This is a genomic window from Myroides phaeus (assembly GCF_009799805.1).
GTDB lineage: Bacteria > Bacteroidota > Bacteroidia > Flavobacteriales > Flavobacteriaceae > Flavobacterium > Flavobacterium phaeum_A.
In genome coordinates this window covers 2,574,536-2,593,555 of the sequence record NZ_CP047050.1, presented here as the reverse complement: position 1 = coordinate 2,593,555, position 19,020 = coordinate 2,574,536, and the positions used below count along the sequence as shown (strand labels likewise).

15 protein-coding genes are annotated in these 19,020 nt (G+C 32.2%); 9 read left to right on the top strand and 6 right to left on the bottom strand.

The genetic code is table 11. The features are described from left to right. Window positions 1-30 precede the first annotated feature (30 nt). Window positions 31-1,239, top strand: a complete 1,209-nt coding sequence (locus GQS07_RS11620; protein WP_158210957.1) for an NAD(P)-dependent oxidoreductase — start codon at window positions 31-33, stop codon at window positions 1,237-1,239. Between the two features lie 17 nt (window positions 1,240-1,256). On the opposite strand, the gene GQS07_RS11615 is transcribed toward GQS07_RS11620, so the two are convergent. Then, a complete protein-coding gene (locus GQS07_RS11615; protein WP_158210956.1) occupies window positions 1,257-3,524 on the bottom strand; it encodes an FUSC family protein in 2,268 nt (755 codons plus the stop codon). Between the two features lie 162 nt (window positions 3,525-3,686). On the opposite strand from GQS07_RS11615, the gene def reads away from it, so the two are divergent. Both def and GQS07_RS11605 read left to right on the top strand, forming a co-directional pair. Next, entirely contained in the window at window positions 3,687-4,274 is a 588-nt protein-coding gene (gene def, locus GQS07_RS11610; RefSeq protein ID WP_158210955.1) for a peptide deformylase, read from the top strand. 62 nt (window positions 4,275-4,336) lie between these two features. Next, on the top strand, window positions 4,337-4,756 hold the full coding sequence (locus GQS07_RS11605; RefSeq protein ID WP_090408460.1) for a DUF5606 domain-containing protein: 420 nt from the start codon (window positions 4,337-4,339) through the stop codon (window positions 4,754-4,756). A gap of 469 nt (window positions 4,757-5,225) precedes the next feature. Here the strand turns inward: GQS07_RS11605 and GQS07_RS11600 are convergent, their stop codons facing one another. From GQS07_RS11600 to GQS07_RS11585, 4 genes are all read right to left on the bottom strand, one after another. Continuing rightward, window positions 5,226-6,122 carry a hypothetical protein gene (locus tag GQS07_RS11600; protein ID WP_158210954.1) on the bottom strand — a complete coding sequence of 299 codons (897 nt, stop codon included), beginning with the start codon at window positions 6,120-6,122 and terminating at the stop codon, window positions 5,226-5,228. A gap of 92 nt (window positions 6,123-6,214) precedes the next feature. Continuing rightward, complete coding sequence (locus GQS07_RS11595) at window positions 6,215-6,544, bottom strand: winged helix-turn-helix transcriptional regulator (protein WP_158210953.1); 330 nt, start codon at window positions 6,542-6,544, stop codon at window positions 6,215-6,217. A gap of 22 nt (window positions 6,545-6,566) precedes the next feature. After that, window positions 6,567-8,627, bottom strand: coding sequence for a TonB-dependent receptor (locus GQS07_RS11590; protein ID WP_158210952.1), 2,061 nt, complete (start codon window positions 8,625-8,627; stop codon window positions 6,567-6,569). A gap of 74 nt (window positions 8,628-8,701) precedes the next feature. After that, window positions 8,702-9,013 (bottom strand): hypothetical protein, encoded by a 312-nt coding sequence (locus GQS07_RS11585; RefSeq protein WP_233269273.1) that lies wholly within the window; start codon window positions 9,011-9,013, stop codon window positions 8,702-8,704. Window positions 9,014-9,376: 363 nt separating this feature from the next. Between GQS07_RS11585 and mazG the strand changes: the two genes are divergently transcribed. Both mazG and GQS07_RS11575 read left to right on the top strand, forming a co-directional pair. After that, on the top strand, window positions 9,377-10,150 hold the full coding sequence (gene mazG / locus GQS07_RS11580) for a nucleoside triphosphate pyrophosphohydrolase (RefSeq protein ID WP_158210950.1): 774 nt from the start codon (window positions 9,377-9,379) through the stop codon (window positions 10,148-10,150). A gap of 151 nt (window positions 10,151-10,301) precedes the next feature. After that, window positions 10,302-12,353, top strand: coding sequence for a S8 family serine peptidase (locus GQS07_RS11575; protein ID WP_158210949.1), 2,052 nt, complete (start codon window positions 10,302-10,304; stop codon window positions 12,351-12,353). A 50-nt stretch (window positions 12,354-12,403) separates the two neighbouring features. Here GQS07_RS11575 and GQS07_RS11570 read toward each other — a convergent pair whose 3' ends face one another. Beyond that, the gene (locus tag GQS07_RS11570) at window positions 12,404-13,867 is read right to left on the bottom strand and encodes an amino acid permease (protein ID WP_158210948.1); all 1,464 of its coding nucleotides are present in this window, start codon (window positions 13,865-13,867) and stop codon (window positions 12,404-12,406) included. A 637-nt stretch (window positions 13,868-14,504) separates the two neighbouring features. Between GQS07_RS11570 and GQS07_RS11565 the strand changes: the two genes are divergently transcribed. Genes GQS07_RS11565 through GQS07_RS11555 form a run of 4 tightly spaced genes read left to right on the top strand, consistent with a single transcriptional unit; the run spans window position 14,505 to window position 18,959 of the window. Then, on the top strand, window positions 14,505-16,118 hold the full coding sequence (locus GQS07_RS11565; protein ID WP_090409831.1) for a CTP synthase: 1,614 nt from the start codon (window positions 14,505-14,507) through the stop codon (window positions 16,116-16,118). Window positions 16,119-16,178: 60 nt separating this feature from the next. Further along, window positions 16,179-18,086, top strand: coding sequence for a membrane protein insertase YidC (gene yidC / locus GQS07_RS11560; RefSeq protein WP_158210947.1), 1,908 nt, complete (start codon window positions 16,179-16,181; stop codon window positions 18,084-18,086). Window positions 18,087-18,143: 57 nt separating this feature from the next. Continuing rightward, on the top strand, window positions 18,144-18,257 hold the full coding sequence (locus tag GQS07_RS13785; protein WP_262885441.1) for an NAD(P)-binding domain-containing protein: 114 nt from the start codon (window positions 18,144-18,146) through the stop codon (window positions 18,255-18,257). A 48-nt stretch (window positions 18,258-18,305) separates the two neighbouring features. Further along, window positions 18,306-18,959: a pyrroline-5-carboxylate reductase family protein gene (locus GQS07_RS11555; protein WP_233269272.1), complete on the top strand. Its 654-nt coding sequence runs from the start codon at window positions 18,306-18,308 to the stop codon at window positions 18,957-18,959. Window positions 18,960-19,020: the final 61 nt, after the last annotated feature.

The following is a 19,020-nucleotide window of genomic DNA, read 5'->3' as shown; positions in this document are numbered from 1 at the left end:
AATAAACTATAACTAACCAAACTATTTATTATGAAAATAGGAATTATTAAAGAACGGAAAAACCCTCCGGATAAGAGAGTTGTGCTTTGTCCTAATCAAGTGAAAAAGGCTTTAGATCGCTATAAAGACCTCACTATTAAGATAGAGCGCTCCGATATCAGAGTTTTTTCTGACCAACAGTACGAAGCTTCTGGCTTTGAGTTATCAGACGATATGTCTGATTGTGATTTACTGTTAGGGGTAAAAGAAATTCCAGTTGATGCACTCATTCCAAATAAAACTTATGTCTTTTTTTCGCATACAATAAAAAAACAAGAACATAACCGTGAGCTTTTAAAAGCTTGCATTGAGAAGAACATTACATTAATGGATCACGAGACATTTGTAGACGGGAAGAACACGAGAATTATAGGATTCGGTAGGTATGCCGGAATCGTTGGTGCCTATAACACACTAAGAGGATTTGGATTAAAATATGAATTATTTAATCTTGCTAAAGCGGAAACGTTATTGCATAAAGAAGATTTGATATTTCGCCTTAAAAAACAATTCTTTCCTCCGATTAAAATTGTATTGACAGGACAAGGAAAAGTAGCAAAAGGTGTTATGGAAATCCTTGACGGAATGAAGATGAAAAAGGTTTCTGTGGAGCACTTCTTGACACAGAAATACGATAGACCTGTGTACACGCAAATTGGTGTAACAGACTATTACAAGAGAATTGACGGTACAGAAGGTAGTAAACAAGATTTTTACGAAAATCCGGAGTTGTACACGAGTGATTTTGAGAAATTTTCTCAAGTTGCTGATATTCTTATGACTGGGCATTTCCACAAAACAGGGTCGCCTGTGATTTTGACAAAAGAAATGCTTAACTCTCCTAAAAATCAGATTAAACTTATTGGTGATATTTCTTGTGATGTAGATCAAGGACCGATTGAATCTACTTTGAGAGCATCTACTATTGCAGAACCTTTTTATGGGTATCATCCAAGACAAGATGAAGAGGTGGAGTTTGATCATCCAGCGGCAATAACTGTAATGGCAATTGACAACTTGCCTACAGAGCTTCCTAAAGACGCAAGCGAAGGCTTTGGTGAAGTGTTTGTAGAAGAGATTATGCCAGCTTTTTTTAACGGTGATAAAGATCAAGTGTTAAAGAGAGCGACAATTGTAAAAGACAAAAAACTTACAGAACGTTTTGATTATCTACAAGATTATGTAGATGGTAAAGAGTAATAAAAAAAATCCTTCCATTACGGAAGGATTTTTTTTCTTAAGGACATTAACCTATTTGGGTCTTCCATTTTCTTTTGTTCAGCTATACTCGCTGTAATTTTAAATATCTTCTCTGATAAATTAGAAAGCCAAATCAACTGTTCAATTACCAAGATAGATTCTTCCATCATATTCTGAATCTGTTTATCATCTGAATATGACTTCTTCAATTCATATTCACGTAGATCTTTTAAGTAAGTAACACTCACATTAAAGTTATCTGGTCTTTCAATAATATTAATTTCTTTGCCTGCATTGGCATCACTTAGCAAGTCAATCGTCTGTTTTAAATTACTGTCGATGTAGTCCATTACGATATTAAACGCTTCAGAAGCTTTGGTAGTTGTACGTGATTGTACATAAATACCAATTGACGCAGCAGTAGATAAGAAGGTGTGGTTTAATACAGCCAACTCATATAATTCAGTTCGGTACTTTTGTTTAGACTTCGGTTCTTGAATCATACGTTGGAACGATGCCATCAAGTTTCCGATCTCAATAAACGCATATTTTCTCGCTATCTTATAAGGTAATGTTACTTCTCCTTTTTCATTATAATAAAGTGTAATTTCTTTTACATATTGTCTATTAGCTTGAAGCGATTTAGATAGATGCGTATTAATGTTTAAGAACTCCCAAGATGGCCACAATAAGTAGTTAGCGCCAAAGGCAAGTAATGCACCAATTAAGGTATCAATCACCCTAAAAATAAGTAAGTCCATGAAATTCGGAGTTAATATTCCGTAAATCAACACAACATACATTGTAATGAAGGTAACTCCAACTTTATAATCGGTATGTGAAAACCAATAGCCAATAATCATTGTAATTACAGTTATATAAGCAATTACGGTTACATTATCAATTACGTATAGCAATCCAAAAGCCAATAAACCACCAAGTACAGTACCTATCACACGTTCAAAAGAACGCTGTTTCGTCAGTCCAAAACCAGGGCGCATAATTACCACAATAGTCAGTAAAATCCAATAACCGTTTAGTAAATTAAAGATATTACTGATTATTAACCCAACTAAAATTGTAAGCGTTAAACGCGTTGCATGTCTAAAGATGGTAGAAGTAAAGTTCAAGTTTTCCTTTAGTGTCTCTAAACGATAGTGAACAGGAGTAAGGAACTTCTCTAAATCTTTAAACTTATCCTCAACATCCATTGAGAATGCTTTTTCAGTAAGCGTTTTTTCAAGGGTGTGAATCTTTATGATCTGGTTTTCAGCATAGTGTAAAACGTTTGAAAACATCAGTACAGCCTCCATCATATCAGGAGACTTATCACTTTTAACAAATTCACTTAATTTAGCTTGTAAGTTCGTAAACTCAGTAGTTAAATCGTGTTTTGCAGTGTATTTACCACCCATATTCAACGTAGTACCAATATTCTCAATTGTATCAGAGAAGTGGTAAGCTAACTGCTGGTAATCAGTAATAATATCAAGGCGTTCTTCAAAAAGCTTATGTAATTTTTTATGTTCAAAAGAAGTAGAAACAGCAATTTCCAAAATCTCCACTAAAGAAGAAAAAGCAACCAACAAACGTCTATTGTTAGAGGAGTTTCCTGTATTTGCTTTATTTCGCACTAAATACTCACGTAAGTTTTCGTGTACCTCGTTTAATTGAACCTGAATATTAAGTTGTTCTTCTGTAATCTTTTCAACATTTGCCTCCTTGTCCCAAAGTTTTGCTCGGTGTTTTAAGTAGTCTGCTGTTAGTTCCATACATTCAGATGTTTGTAACACAGCATATCTACGGGGTCTTGCATAATAGAAAATTACAGCTACAACTAAATAGAGTAATCCTCCTAAAAGCAACATCAAACAATGCATCCACAAGGCTGCTCCTGTATAGTCGTGTGCCAAACCTAAGCTGGCCGCTAATAATCCGGTAAACGATAACATATTTGCTCTGTGCCCATAGACAGAAATCATACTTAGGGAGAACAAAATAAACACGAAAATCGGGTAAAAATACCAATGTCCGTGCGTTAAAGATAGAGCAAGTGTAACCGCTGGTACAGTAAATGCACCAACAAGAAGCCCGATAGTTTTGTCTTTTATGTTACTCGGAATATCGACTGGGGCGGTAAGCATAGCTCCAATGGCTGCTGCAAATGCCCAGTTAAACTCCTTATAAGGCATTAAAAGAAGGAAAGGGACAACCGCTGATATTGTAATTTTTAGGGAATCGCCAAGGTGGGAATTATCTGTGAATTTTCTCGCTTTGCTTAGCATAGATTTAGTTTCCTATTGGTTAATTAGGTTAGAATTCTTTTCAGTAAGCAAGATAATACAATTTAGAGGCCAAAAATAATTTGTAATGTTATTTATTCGTTTATTTTTAAGTAATTTTGCATCTTTGAATTTTAGGACACAGATTAAAAATAATTAAGTAATATGATATTATCAATAGTTGGATATGGAGATCCTGTTTTAAGAAAAGTAGGAGAAGACATTTCTAAAGATTATCCAAACTTACCAGAATTAATCAACAATATGTATGAAACAATGTATTCAGCACATGGAGTTGGACTTGCAGCACCACAAGTAGGTTTACCAATTAGATTATTTGTAGTAGATGCAGCGCCATTTGCAGAAATGGAAGACAATACAGAAGAGGAAATAGCGTTCTTAAGTACATTCAAGAAGACTTTTATCAACGCTAAGATTCTTAAAGAAGAAGGAGAAGAGTGGACGTTTAACGAAGGTTGTTTAAGTATTCCTGATATTCACGAACCAGTGAAAAGAAAAGAAAAGATCACAATTGAATACTACGACGAGAATTTTGAGAAACACGTAGATGAGTTTGACGGATTAGCGGCAAGAGTTATTCAACACGAGTATGATCACATTGAGGGTGTTTTATTTACAGATAAAATTCCTTCATTAAAAAAGAAACTTATTTCTAAGAAACTTAACAATATTTTGGAAGGTAAGATATTTACTGACTACAAAATGAAGTTTACAAAGAAAAAAGGTAGATAAAAAATTGTAAATTAATAACTATTTAAGATATTTGCGACTCTTAAAGTAAAATTTAGAAAAAGATGAGTTTAGAAAAAGTTTTAGCTATTTCAGGAAAACCAGGATTATATGAGTTATTAGTACAAACTCGTACAGGATTTGTTGCTGAATCATTGGCAGATGGAAAGAAAAGTACTGTGGGATTGAGAAACAATGTTAGTTTGCTTTCTGAAATTTCTATTTATACTTACAATGATGAAGTAAAGTTATTTGAGGTATTTAGAAATATTGCAGCAAAAGAAAACAATGGAGAGGCTATTTCTCACAAGGAAGATAATCCTACATTAGTAGCTTACTTCAGAGAAGTATTACCAGAATTTGACGAAGACAGAGTATATGTTTCTGATATCAAAAAAGTATTAAACTGGTATAATATTCTTCAAAAAAGAGGAATCATTGCTGATGCATTTACTGAAGCAGAAAAAGTAGAAGAAGCAAAATAATTTTTGCCTTTGAACAAAATAAGAAAATGGATTACTATGTATAGTAGTCCATTTTTTTTGTCTATTAAAATCTATTTTAATTTGATAAAATGTATCTTTGTAGTAGTAAACTACTTGATTTCAAATCATTAAGTAGATTTAAAAATAATTGTATACAATACGTGATAGAAGTATTTACTTAATGACGTATTGCATTGTACTAAGAAATAGTATTCGCAATTATTTCTATTATTCTTTCTCTTTTCTTGTCTGTAAAAGAGCTTAGCATTAGTGTTTTAAAAAGTATGATTTAACAATTGTGTAATATTTGTTCGGAAAAGTACCCTTTTTTCCGAAGCTGACTCGAACCATTCCCGAATAGTTCCCGAATAAAGTCAGTTTTAAACTTATGAAATTCTCTTATTCCTTTGAAAAAAAAGAGACTAACTTAAAATATAGTTAGCCTCTTTTACTCATTTAGTAATTCTCATTACATGTAGTATTTACTACTGTCGTGTGGAGCATCAAATGATTTATCCCAATCATCATAAGCTTCTTCTTCTGTAATATTGAACTCTCTTGCAATATCTTTAATAAATTTATCTACTTCTGCATCTGAACCTCCTGGGTGTTCTGTATAGATTTTTACAGGAATTTTGATGTTTAAATCTTGTGTTCCAAGAATTCTTTTACTTGGTTTGTCAAACGGATAAGGATTACCATTGTCATCTAATTTAGTTCCTTTAACAACATGTACCAATAAAATATTCAAATCAAAAGTCTTATACTTATCTGTAATATAAAAATAACCTTTAAGCCCTATAGGATCATTCTTTGGACGTAATTTGGCATTCGGTGAAATATAGAACATTTGATCTTCGGGATCTGTATCTCTATATGAGTATTTAAATATATCTAAGTGATTTCCAAGATCTTTATTTGTCAATAAATCTTTAACATTTTTATTTAAAAAGAAATGTTGGTGTATTGGAACCATTTCTGCATTTGTAAACTCACTATTCATACGCTCTCCATTTTTATTGTAATAAGTAATTTCTAATCCATAGTGTACATCTTTGATAAAACGGATTGGCTCTGTTGTAGACGGCACAACATTTCCTTTCTCATCAACTTCAAATGAAATTTCTTGTTTAGATACAAAATATTTTGTTTCTGGATTTATTGGATCTCCATGAAACAATGATCCGTGTAAGTGACCTTTTGTAAATGTGAAAGTTACTTTACCCCATTCTTCGTGACCTTTGTCCACTGTTTCATCTACTGGTGGTGACGGTGATACACTGTCTTTAGAACAGCCAACAAAAGTGGTTAATGAAATAAAAGCTAATAGAATAAGTAGTGTTTGGTAAAAAGATTTAAGTTTCATAAAATAAAATATTTAATTAATAATTGATTGTGATTTTTTAATAAATGTTCCTCCTAAAAGAATAAGAGGAGGAAAAGGGGACTTAGTATTATTTAATCGTTTTTGAGGTATTCTCTATGTCTTGCTCCCCATTGAGCAAGCTTCTCAAGAAGTGGAATTAAGTTGATACAATGCTCTGTTAAGTGGTAAACCATATAATTATCTACTTTTTTCTTTTTTATTAAAAGGTTGTCTTCTAAGTGTTTTAGTTCTTTTGAAAGCGACTTATCAGATATCTTATCTACACTATAGAGAATTTCTTTATATCTCATCGGTTTTTTTAAAAGTTGTAGAATTATTTTCACACTCCATCTACCTGATAAAACATAGAGGGTGTCTTCAATACTTCTTTGTTTATTTATGTCCATTTGGAGAGTTTCCATTTGTTATTTTTTTTACAAAAGCTTAAAAATTATAAACTATATTTAACCTAATATCTCTTCCTTTAGCATGAATGAAATATCGATGATAATCCATATAATCTTTATATTCTGTATTTAATACGTTATCTATACGCAGTATTACGCTTAGCGTTTGATTAGATATTTTGAAATTTAATCGCCCTATTAAATTGTATAGTGATGAAGCGGCAGGAGTATCTTTTGAAAGTTCATAATCTTCACTAATTTTTTTCTTTTTGGCAGTATATTGATGCTCCAATCCTATTTGATATTTTTCATTAGGCCAAGTATAATCTATCGTTGTTGTTCCTTTTAAAGGTGAAATATTAGGCAAATACTTATGTCCTTCCGCAGTTGGACGTATAGCAGACCATTGTGTTTTTAGAAAAACTCTATCTGTAATAGGTCGCTCAAATCCCCAGTCAATCCCCATAAGAACAGCCCTACTTTGTTGAAAATTAAATATAACAGCTGGTCCTGAAAACAGTTGTTTATAGGTTTGGGTAGGAACAGTATAGATAAAATTGTCGAAGTGATGGTAAAAAGTATTTACTTGAAATTTTGATTTACCCACATAGTAGGTAAGGTGGTTAAACCACTTTATTCCAACTTCTTGTTTTATGTTTTTATCTCCTATGAAAAAAATAGGTAACCCGTGTTGTTTTCCATTTACAAATAACTCGTAAGGTTCAGGAACTCTATTACCATAACTAATAGCGCTTGATAAACTCCCATTTTTAAAAATGTATTTACCTCCTATTTGAGAAGACCAATTATTATATTGTTTCGCTTGTCCATATGCAATGCCTAAAAAGTTTATTCCCAATGCATTCATATATGTTTGATCATATCTTATCCCATAATCGATGTACCAATTCTTTATTGTAGACCCTCCCAATAAGAATGCTGATTTGGTTTGGAAATCATAATTTGGTATAGCAGGCACAACCCCTGTACCTGGTTGATTAAAGTTTTCTTTACGTCTATAAGCAAGTCCAATTTCACCTTTCCAATTATTTTTAGTGTACTTTAAAGACAACTCAGCGAAATGAGATTGTAAATCAGTATCCTGACTTGGAATTGTTGTGCGATCCATACGTCTAACCTCATACTCTTGTCTATGGTTTTTTTGGAAAGCATAGATTGCATCAATAGACATTGACTTTTGAAGTTTCCATTGTGCTTTACCTAATAAAAGTTGATGTTTTATATGCTGATAAGGTGCTTGAATAGTATAACTAAAAGGGATTGTTTTTGCAGGTCTACCTAATGCTATAATCTCTTCTAATTCTTCAATATTACCTGATAGAGCACCATAGAAACTTCCTTTTCTTTGATTTTGGTTTAAGTACAAGAATTGAACATCAAACGGAATAGAAGAGTAGTTAATTTCTGTGTAAAAGTCTTTATCACGAACTCCTGTATTACCAATGTTGTATTTAGAGGTATGATAATCACCCTCTTTACTCCACGAAAATTGCGTTCTAAAACTTAAAGAAGGTAGTTTTTTAACACGCTTTTCTACTAATAAATGTTGTTTAATTCCTCTTGTATTAGATAAAAATGCAGTGCTATAAGCTCCTTTAAAATCAACAGAATCTTGTATTTTGGGATTGTCAATTTTTATAACTCCTCCTAAAGCATTTGCTCCATAACGCACAGTTTCTGCACTGCGTTCAAGTTTTATATTTTTACTAAAGAACGTATTAATTTCTGGACCGTGTTGATCCGCCCAATCTTGATTTTCTAAGCGAACTCCATAAGTTAAGTAAAGAACACGAGAACTGCCTAAACCATCAATGATAGGTTTAGCTACATTACCTGTTCGTCTAACTGAAACGCCTGCTGTATTAGAAAAAAGATCTGCAATATTATCGCCTAATTTACTTTCTTTAAATTGCTGTGTTATAGGTGTACTTTCTCTAACCGATTGATTTTTAATCGGTTTAATGGTGATCAATAATTCGTCAATAAAATTTTTATTTAAAAGTGTATCAGTTTGACCATAAGAAAAGTTACAAACACAAAAATTTATCAAAGCGACTAATAAAAATCCTTTGTACATATTTGTATTATTAATTTGACAGATTTAAAACGGATTATTGTTGATAAAACAATAAAAGTTTGCCTTAATTTCTATTAAATTAATACAGGTGGTGGTCTTGATGTAAATAAATGGTAGTAATTACTACTATTAACTTTGACTAATAAGAAATAATCTTTCTTAAAATTTGAAACAATGTTAGTAGTAATATTTTTATAAATAACTGAAGTAGTATAAACTTTTGTAAAACTAAAATACTCACAATCACATTTATGTGCTTTGTCAATCGCACTTTTTACATGTGTGCAACTTTCATAATCATTTAAGTCACTATTTGATTGTAGAGCTAATTCTGATTGAGTGAATAATTTATCTTGGTGATATAAAGCATGCACCATCCCTTGCATTACCTCGAGTAAGGTAATGGATGCTATTATACCTATAAATAGGTAAGAATATAATATGTAGTGCTTATGCTTCAAGTGTATAATTTAATTCAGGACAAAAATAAAGTTTTTAGTGAAATAAGGAAATAGCCCTTTAGACAAAGTAAAAGTAATGTTTGTTTAAAGTATTGATATATAATGTTATAGTGTGGTGATTAACTATCCTAAAAGTTAGTAGAAACTACATATTTTGCACAAGTTTTATTGTTTCTGCGTTTATTATTAAAACTTTGCGAATTATTTTGCTCACTTTTTTAAATAGGTTTAACAGTTGAGAAGGTTGCTTATTGTTTTATCTTTATAGCTTGTAAAAACTGTTATATTATGCATAGTAGAGAAGAACAATTAGCCGCTTTAGATAGACTATTAACAATCTTAGACGAATTACGTGTAAAGTGTCCTTGGGACAAAAAACAAACATTTGATTCGCTTAAAAACTTGACAATAGAAGAGGTTTATGAATTGGTAGATAGTATTACTGAAGGGGATACGGATGAAATGAAAAAGGAATTGGGAGATGTACTGATGCACATATTCTTCTACGCTAAAATAGGTGATGAGAAAGAGTTGTTTGATATTAAAGATATAGCAGACAGTATTTCTGATAAACTTATTTTTAGACATCCACATATTTATGGAGATGTAGAAGTGAGTACGGAAGAAGAAGTAAAGCAAAATTGGGAGAAGTTAAAGTTAAAAGAAGGTAATAAGTCTGTATTAGCTGGAGTTCCTAAAGGATTGCCTGCTTTGATTAAAGCGCATCGTATACAAGAAAAGGCAAGTGGTATTGGGTTTGATTGGAGTGATAAAATAGACGTTTGGAATAAGGTTGAAGAAGAAATAGCGGAGTTTAAAGTAGAGGAAAAAGCACAAGATAAGGCGAAGATGGAAGATGAGTTTGGTGATATTTTGTTTTCATTAATTAACTACGCTCGTTTTGTTGGTATCGACGCTGAAAAGGCATTGACTATATCTAATAATAAATTCATTAGCAGATTTACTAAAGTTGAAGAATTAGTTAAAGCAGATGGTAAAGAGATTTCAAATTTGACTGAGAAAGAATTAGATGAATATTGGGAAATTTCGAAGAAAAGGTAATTCTATTTTTTAAAAACTTATATTTATTTATAACATTGTGTATTCTTTAATGATGTTTTTGTAAAATTGTGTTTTTTTTGTTATTTGGTGTGCTTTTTGGTGTATTTATTATATAAATAGAAATGTTTGTGTAATTTAAAAACCACGCACTATGAGTAGATATTTAATTTTTATAATAAGTTTTTTACTTGTAAGTACTGTGGTTTTTGCGCAGTCCAAACAAGCTGAAAAGCAAAGAATAGAACTGTATCGTTATCATCAAGAAGATATCAATAAAGTAGAGCAAAATGCTGAAAAGCAAAGACTCTCTGTAGATCAGTTAGTTAAACAAACAGGATTAGAACGGAGTTTTGTAAAAAGTACAGGGGAATATGTAGAGCTTGTAGGGGTTGATTTAGGAGGGAATCCTGTGTACTATGAAACAATGAACCACAAGGCTGCACAAATCTCAAACTTTCATCAACTTAAAAATAATTCAGAGATTACTTTAGAAGGAGATGGTGTACTAATAGGGGTTTTTGATAGTTCTTTGTTGTTTGCAGAACATCAAGAATTTACAGCCAATAAAAATATTGTATTGAAATCAGATTATCCTCAAAATTTCACTAATTGGTTGGTACGAAGAAATTATCGTTTCGCACAGTTGCATAGTACTCATGTTACTGGAACTTTGTTGTCTGCCGGTATTCAAAGTGAAGCAAAAGGTATAGTGCCTGGAGTTAATTTATGGTCTTTTGATTGGTTAAAAGATATTCGTGATATGTACTATTCATCTCTTGAAGGAATGATAGTATCTAATCATTCTTATGGCATTGCAGCAGTTGGTATTTTTGGAGAGTTAAAAGTAAATAGAAAATCTGTAGGAGCTTATGAAAGTAGAGCTGTAGATTTTGACTATGTTACACAAAAAAATGACTATTATACTGCGGTTGTAGCGGCAGGAAATAATCAGGAATATGATGAGCTGTTACGGCCAGGTGGTTTGGGACATTGTATTATTTTAGGAATTGCTACTTCAAAAAATGCAATTGTTGTAGGCGCGGGGAAAGATTTTGTAGGTGATGGCAATATAAATGATTTAAAATTAGCAAATTATAGTAGTCGTGGCCCCACACTTGATTTTAGAATTAAACCAGACATAATTGCCAATGGTACTGATTTGTTTTCAACTCTAAGTGATATTGAAGAATCAGAAGATTATGTCCTTAAAAAAGATTTGTATGGTTTTAAGTCAGGAACCTCAATGGCAACTCCGATTGTAACAGGTGCAGTTGTTATTTGGCAACAATGGTCTAATAAGTATTTTGGTGATATTTTAAAGGCAGCTTCTATTCGTGCTTTATTAGTGCAATCAGCTCACGTTAATAATGATATGATAGTTGATAATAAACAAATTTCTCTCAATAATAATATGGCTCCAAATCCTTCTTACGGATGGGGAGTACTCGATGTTATGAGGGGAATAGAGATGCTTAAGGAAACTATTTCTGGAAGAACATATTTAATAGAGGATGGGATTACAAACAAGAATGACCGAGTGTATGTTTTTGAAAACTATCAAAATAATAATTCACTTAATCTGACTTTGGCTTGGACAGATCCACCTGGGCCATATGATTATAATTTGGTAATGAGCGGTGTAGTGACAAAAGCATTGGTGAATGACTTAGATATAAGAGTTAAAGTAGGTAATACAATATTTCTTCCTTGGACATTACGTAAGAATTTAAAAAATCCATCTCCCATAATTAGTGACAATGATGTCGATAACTTAGAGAGAATTACAATAGCTAATCTACCAAAAGGAAAAGTAGAAATAAAAGTAACTCATAAAGGTAATTTAGAAAAGCAACAACAGAATTATTCTTTGATATTATCTACTAAAGAAAGGATGCAGTTTGTGTCTTTAAATCGTCAGGTGGATGATGTTTTTAAAAAAGTAGATGAAAGTTTAATTAGCGAGTTAAGTGTTAGTCCAATAGTTTTATGGCCTAATCCTGTAATGGATAAGGTTAATTTGCTTTATGATTCTAAACTTAAAATATATCGCATTGCATTGTTTAATAACTCTGGACAACAGATACAAGTTCATAACAATTTTTCAGGAGATATCCTCGATGTTAGAAATTTAACAGCAGGATTGTATATTGCTAAAGCAAATACCAGTGAAGGTAATTACGAGTTTAAGCTTATAAAAAAATAAAAGAGGGGTTATAGCATTACACTATAACCCCTTTTTCAGCTTAAAATTTATTACTTACTTAAATCAACTTCTTCTAATGGTATTAGTTTTGTTTTGTGTTTTACCTTGTGGTAAATGTAAAAGCCTAAGAAGAAAGGAATACCCATATAGGTAATTAATATTCCTTGCCAATCAAACTTCCCTTCAAAGATCAATTGTGAATCTTGTCCGATAATAACTAAAATACACAATAACAAGGCAAATAAAGGTCCGAATGGGAACCATTTAGCTTTGTAAACTAAGTCTTTGATGTCTTTTCCTTGACGTGTATAGGCTCTTCTAAATCTATAGTGGCTGATTGCAATACCTAACCAAGCTATAAATCCTGTTAATCCAGATGCAGCAAGAATGAAATCAACTGCTTGTGGGTGAATTGTTTGAATTAAGAAAATTAACAATACAATTACTCCTGTTACAACTAACGCAATCATAGGAACTCCTTTTTTGTTGGCAGTACCAAATGCTTTTGCAGCCATTTTGTCTTTTCCCATCGCATATAACATACGGGTAGAGGCATATAGTCCTGAATTACCAGCAGATAAAATTGATGTTAGAATAACTGCATTCATAATAGCTGCTGCAATAGCTAAGTGAGCGCGTTCAAATACTAAAGTAAACGGTGACTTAGCAATTTCAGTAATCTCAGCTCCTAATAAAGAAGGACTTGTGTACGGAATAATTAATCCGATTACAAAGATTGATAAGATATAGAATACTAAAATTCTCCAGAAAACTTGTTTGATAGCTTTAGGGATATTTTTCTCAGGGTTTTCTGATTCTCCAGCTGTAATACCAATAAGTTCAGTTCCTTGAAAAGAGAAACCAGCAATTAAGAATACACCTAAAACAGACAGAAACTTACCAGAAAAACCACCCCCTAAAAAAGGAGCTTCTCCTAATGTAAAGTTTTTCATTCCGATATATTCCCCTCCTAAAATACCGAATATTGTAAGTAGTCCTACACCTAAGAATAAAACTACTGTTACTACTTTAATAATAGCAAACCAGTATTCTGACTCACCATATGCTTTTACAGATAAAGTGTTTAATCCAAATATAATTAAGAAAAACAATAAGCTCCATCCCCAAGTAGGTAAGAAGTTCATAGGCTCCCAATAAGATACTACTACTGCGGCTATTGATATATCCACAGCTACTGTAATGACCCAGTTAAACCAATAGTTCCACCCCAAGGCAAAACCAAGAGAAGGATCTACAAATCGAGCGGCATACGTACTAAAAGAACCAGAAACTGGTAAGTATGTAGCCATCTCTCCTAAAGAAGTCATTAAGAAATATACCATTAATCCAATCATCGCATAAGCCAATAAAGCACCTCCGGGTCCTGCTTGATGAATTGCTTCTCCACTTGCCATAAATAGTCCTGTTCCAATACATCCACCTATGGCAATCATAGATATGTGTCTCGCTTTTAAACCACGAATTACTTTTGAGTTGTCTTTACCTTGTTCCATTTCTTAAATTTGGTACAAAAGTATAAAAACCAATTGTATTATAATCTGTAAAAAAGCATAAAATATAATTTTTATTCAATAAATTATTTATTTAAGTGTGTTTTAGGTAATAAAAATAGCTATTTTTAATGTATTTGATTGAATTTTATTTAGCATAGTTGTGTAAAAACCAAATTAAATTCTCTTTGGTAGGGGGTAAAGAGAATAATATTAAGAATAATGTAATTAGACGAGTTTGCTTAAAAACTATGTCAAAAAAGGTGAAGAAGTTTTGCAATAGAGAAAGAATAAGTCAGATTGTCAATAATAGATTATAAGAATAGGTGTGTTTTTTCTCTATTTAATAGTACAATGTGGCAGTTATCTGTTTCTTGGAACAACTATTGTGATAGAGTTAATCGTTGTTGCTGTTTTAAATAGCCGTAAAATGGCAAATCAGCAAGGTATAAAAGGAATAATGTTTTAAAAAATGAAATAGCTAACTTTAATAATGGTATAAAAGTATTTATAAATCAAAAGTTTACTCTTATATCTTGTAAAGTTGACTTTTTTAAATTCGCTAAAATTAGAAGAATAGCTTGGAAAGTTGTATTTTTGCCAAGTTTTATTTTTAACAACACAACAAATAAACGACTAAATGAAACAAACTAAGTATATTTTTGTTACAGGAGGAGTTACATCTTCTTTAGGGAAAGGAATTATCGCTGCTTCGTTAGCGAAACTATTGCAAGCACGTGGATATTCCGCTACAATTCAAAAGTTTGATCCATACATTAACGTGGATCCAGGAACTTTAAATCCGTATGAGCACGGAGAGTGTTTCGTTACTAATGATGGAGCAGAGACAGATTTGGATTTAGGACATTATGAGCGTTTCTTGAATGTGCCAACATCTCAAGCGAATAACGTTACAACAGGTAGAGTTTATTTATCTGTAATCGAGAAAGAACGTAGAGGAGAGTTTTTAGGTAAAACTGTTCAAGTTGTTCCTCATATCACTAATGAAATTAAAGAGCGTATGCAATTACTTGGTAAATCAGGTGATTATGACATCGTTATTACTGAAATTGGTGGTACAGTAGGGGATATTGAATCATTGCCATACATTGAGTCTGTTAGACAGTTATTATGGGAGTTAGGAGATAACAATGCAATTGTTGTTCACTTGACATTAGTTCCTTATTTAGCAGCTGCAGGTGAGTTAAAAACAAAACCTACACAGCACTCGGTTAAAACATTGATGGAAAGTGGTATTAAAGCTGATATCTTAGTTTGTAGAACTGAGCACAACTTAAGTACTGAAATTCGTCAAAAATTAGCTCAATTCTGTAATGTTAAGCCAGAAGCTGTAGTTCAGTCTATTGATGCTGATACTATTTATGATGTGCCTAACTTAATGTTGCAAGAAGGGTTAGATAAAGTAGCGCTTAAAAAATTAGATTTACCAGAGAGAACTACGCCAGATTTAGTAAAATGGAACGAATTTATTCACCGTTTGAAAAATCCAAAACACGTAGTAAACATTGGTTTAGTAGGGAAATATGTAGAATTACAAGATTCTTACAAATCTATTTTAGAAGCATTAGTTCACGGTGGTGCTGAAAACCAAATTAAAGTGAACATCATTTCTATTCAATCTGATAATATTACTGCAAATAATGTTACTGAGAAATTGAAAAACTTAGATGCTGTATTGGTAGCACCAGGTTTTGGTTCTCGTGGAATTGAAGGAAAAATAGAAACTATTAAATACGTAAGAGAGAATAATATTCCGTTCTTAGGTATTTGTTTAGGTATGCAGATGGCAGTTATTGAATATGCAAGAAACATTCTTGGATTTACAAATGCTAATACTACTGAGGTAAATGAGAGTACTCAATATCCTGTAATTACGTTCATGGAAGAACAAAAGAATATTACAGACAAAGGAGGAACAATGCGTCTTGGTGGATGGGATTGTAAATTGAAAGAAGGAACTAAGGCATTCGATATTTATGGAGAAACAATGATTAACGAACGTCACCGTCACAGATATGAGTTCAATAATCAATATTTAGAAGATTTCGAGAAAGCAGGATTAGTAGCTTCAGGATGTAACCCAGACACAGGATTGGTAGAAATCGTAGAATTAAATACGCACCCATTCTTTGTAGGAGTTCAGTTCCACCCAGAATATAAGAGTACAGTAGCAAAACCACATCCTCTTTTTGTGAATTTTGTGAAAGCTGCTATGGAGAAAAAAACTAATTAAGCATATTGCTTAGTAGAAGGTTAATTTCAAAAAAACATTTGATAAATTACAAATTAAATAATGGAAGGAAAAAAAATAGATCGTAACAGTATTGTCGGCTTTGTTGTCATAGCCGGGTTGCTGATTTGGATGATGTTTAACAATATCAACAAAGAGCAAGAAGCTATTGTGAAAGACAAAGAGATAGCGCAAAAAGAAGTTATTCAACAGACAGAGTCAGAAAGTATATCTAATGCAATAAGTAATCATATAGAGAACGATTCTATTATGACTGAAGCGTTACGTTCGAAACTTGGTCCTTTCGCTTTTAGTGCAACTTTACCTTCTGCTCAAGAGGAGAAAACAGAATTAAAAACTGATTTTCTTACTTTAGTAGTTGAAAATAAAGGAGGTAGTTTATCTAATGTAGTTGTAAATAAATTTGATAGTTTTAATAAAAACTCAGGAAAAACTGTTGAGTTAATTAAAGATGGAAATTCAAATTTCAACTTAGAATTACATACTTCAGATAATCGTGTGTTTAATACACAAGATTTATACTTTGAACCAGAAGTATCTAAAGAAGGAGAAAATCAAGTGTTATCTATGCGTTTGAAAGTATCGGAAAACCAATTCTTGGAGTACCGTTACGTTTTAAAACCAAATGACTATATGATTGATTTCTCAATCCGTACACAAGGTTTAAACAAAGTTGTTGATTTAAGTAAAACTCCACAGTTAAAATGGGATTTAAAATCATATACTAATGAAAAAAGTATTTCTTACGAAAACCGTTATACTCGTTTATACTACGAATATGAAGGAGGTAAGGATAACGATTTAAGTCCAACAAGTAAAGACGACAATAAAACAGTAAAAGATGTTTCTTATATTGCATATAAACAACATTTCTTTACGTCAATTTTATTGACAAACAAAAACTTTACGTCTGTTGACTTAGTTTCTAAAAACTTAGTAATTGACGAAGATGTAGATACTGAATTTACAAAACAATTCTCAAGTACTATTCCTTTAGAATATTCTAACGGAGAGTTGAGCTACGATATGAATATGTATTTTGGACCGTCTGATTACAAAATCTTGAAATCATACGACAAAAACTTAGACAATATCGTACCATTAGGATGGGGAATCTTCGGATGGGTTAACCGTTTCTTATTTATTCCAGTATTTGGATTATTGAGTTCATTCTTACCTTACGGTATTGCTATTATCGTATTGACAGTATTAGTGAGATTGTTAATTTCACCTTTAACTTACAAGTCATACGTTTCTCAAGCTAAAATGAAAGCTATTCGTCCAGAGGTTACTGAATTGAATGAGAAGTACAAAAATGACCCGATGAAGAAACAACAAGAAACAATGAACTTGTATTCTAAAGCAGGGGTTAATCCAATGGCAGGATGTGTACCAGCGTTGTTACAAATTCCGATTTTCTACTCGTTGTTCCAATTCTTCCCGTCTGCTTTTGATTTAAGACAGAAAAGTTTCTTATGGGCAACTGACTTATCATCGTATGACTCGGTTTTAGAATTACCATTTAAAATTCCATTCTATGGAAGTCACGTGAGTTTGTTCCCATTATTAGCTTCTATTGCAATCTTCATCTATATGAAAATGACAACAGGAGATCAACAAATGGCGCAACCAGCACAAGAAGGTATGCCAGATATGAGTAAAATCATGAAGGTGATGATTTATATCTCTCCATTAATGATGTTATTCTTCTTTAATAACTACGCGTCTGGATTGAGTTTATACTACTTTGTTTCTAACTCTATTACTATCGGAATTATGTATGTGATCAAAAATCACATTGTAAAAGAAGAGAAGATTAAAGCTAAGATTGAAGAGAACAAAACTAAAAAAGACCGTCCGAAAGGAAGATTTCAACGTAAGATGCAAGAGATGATGGAACAAGCACAAGAGCAACAACGTTTGAAAGAACAACAAAATAAAAAGAAATAATCAAATATATTTTTTTACATTTAACACCCCTGATCTAATTCAGGGGTGTTTTTTTTTATGAAAATAGCAATCATTGGAATGGGGAATATGGGGAGTACGTTTGCTAACGGTTTTATCAATTCACGTTTCATTCTTCCGGAAGATGTTTTGATCTATACGCGCTCACAATGAGTAGCAAATGATAGTAGAAACATTCATCAACTTTCTTATCGCTATGTATTGGATAGCGAATTAAGTAATCGTGATATCGTAATTATTGCTGTGAAACCACAGGACTTTAATCAATTGGCTTTAAACTTAAAGCCCTTTTTAAAGCCCGAGCAGATTGTAGTTTCTGTTATGGCAGGTATTTCAATAGAAGGGATAAAAGAGAAATTGGGTATTACTAAAGTAGTGCGTTCTATGCCAAACTTGCCCACACAAATAGGTAAGGGGATGACAGTATTTACGGCTTCTGAGGAGTTAGATAGAAAAGAGCTATTTATCATTCAAAACTTAATTAACACAACTGGTAAATCTGTTTATGTTGCAGAAGAAAATAAAATTGACGCAGCAACTGCAGTATCGGGTAGTGGACCAGCTTATGTGTTTTATTTTATGCAAGCAATGATTCAATCTGCTTTAGATTTTGGATTTGAACTTTCACAAGCGGAGTTATTGGTAAAACAAACCATTTCAGGAGCATTGGGGTTATATGAGTCAAACTCTTTATCAACACAAGATTGGATTGCTAAAGTATCATCAAAAGGAGGTACAACAGAAAAGGCAATTGCTTTTTTTAATCAATGTAATCTTGAAAAATCATTGATTGAAGGAATAAACAAGGCTAAAGAACAGTCTGAATATCTTGGAAATAAAATGAATCAAGAGTAAGGACAATAATATTAATATTTTCTTATCATAATTAAATGATAAGGTAATTGAAAAGCTTTCT

Coding starts and splice junctions, on each gene's coding strand:
- GQS07_RS11620 (WP_158210957.1), top strand. CDS start 31: ATGAAAATAGGAATTATTAAAGAACGGAAAAACCCTCCGGATAAGAGA.
- GQS07_RS11615 (WP_158210956.1), bottom strand. CDS start 3,524: ATGCTAAGCAAAGCGAGAAAATTCACAGATAATTCCCACCTTGGCGAT.
- def (WP_158210955.1), top strand. CDS start 3,687: ATGATATTATCAATAGTTGGATATGGAGATCCTGTTTTAAGAAAAGTA.
- GQS07_RS11605 (WP_090408460.1), top strand. CDS start 4,337: ATGAGTTTAGAAAAAGTTTTAGCTATTTCAGGAAAACCAGGATTATAT.
- GQS07_RS11600 (WP_158210954.1), bottom strand. CDS start 6,122: ATGAAACTTAAATCTTTTTACCAAACACTACTTATTCTATTAGCTTTT.
- GQS07_RS11595 (WP_158210953.1), bottom strand. CDS start 6,544: ATGGAAACTCTCCAAATGGACATAAATAAACAAAGAAGTATTGAAGAC.
- GQS07_RS11590 (WP_158210952.1), bottom strand. CDS start 8,627: ATGTACAAAGGATTTTTATTAGTCGCTTTGATAAATTTTTGTGTTTGT.
- GQS07_RS11585 (WP_233269273.1), bottom strand. CDS start 9,013: ATGCAAGGGATGGTGCATGCTTTATATCACCAAGATAAATTATTCACT.
- mazG (WP_158210950.1), top strand. CDS start 9,377: ATGCATAGTAGAGAAGAACAATTAGCCGCTTTAGATAGACTATTAACA.
- GQS07_RS11575 (WP_158210949.1), top strand. CDS start 10,302: ATGAGTAGATATTTAATTTTTATAATAAGTTTTTTACTTGTAAGTACT.
- GQS07_RS11570 (WP_158210948.1), bottom strand. CDS start 13,867: ATGGAACAAGGTAAAGACAACTCAAAAGTAATTCGTGGTTTAAAAGCG.
- GQS07_RS11565 (WP_090409831.1), top strand. CDS start 14,505: ATGAAACAAACTAAGTATATTTTTGTTACAGGAGGAGTTACATCTTCT.
- yidC (WP_158210947.1), top strand. CDS start 16,179: ATGGAAGGAAAAAAAATAGATCGTAACAGTATTGTCGGCTTTGTTGTC.
- GQS07_RS13785 (WP_262885441.1), top strand. CDS start 18,144: ATGAAAATAGCAATCATTGGAATGGGGAATATGGGGAGTACGTTTGCT.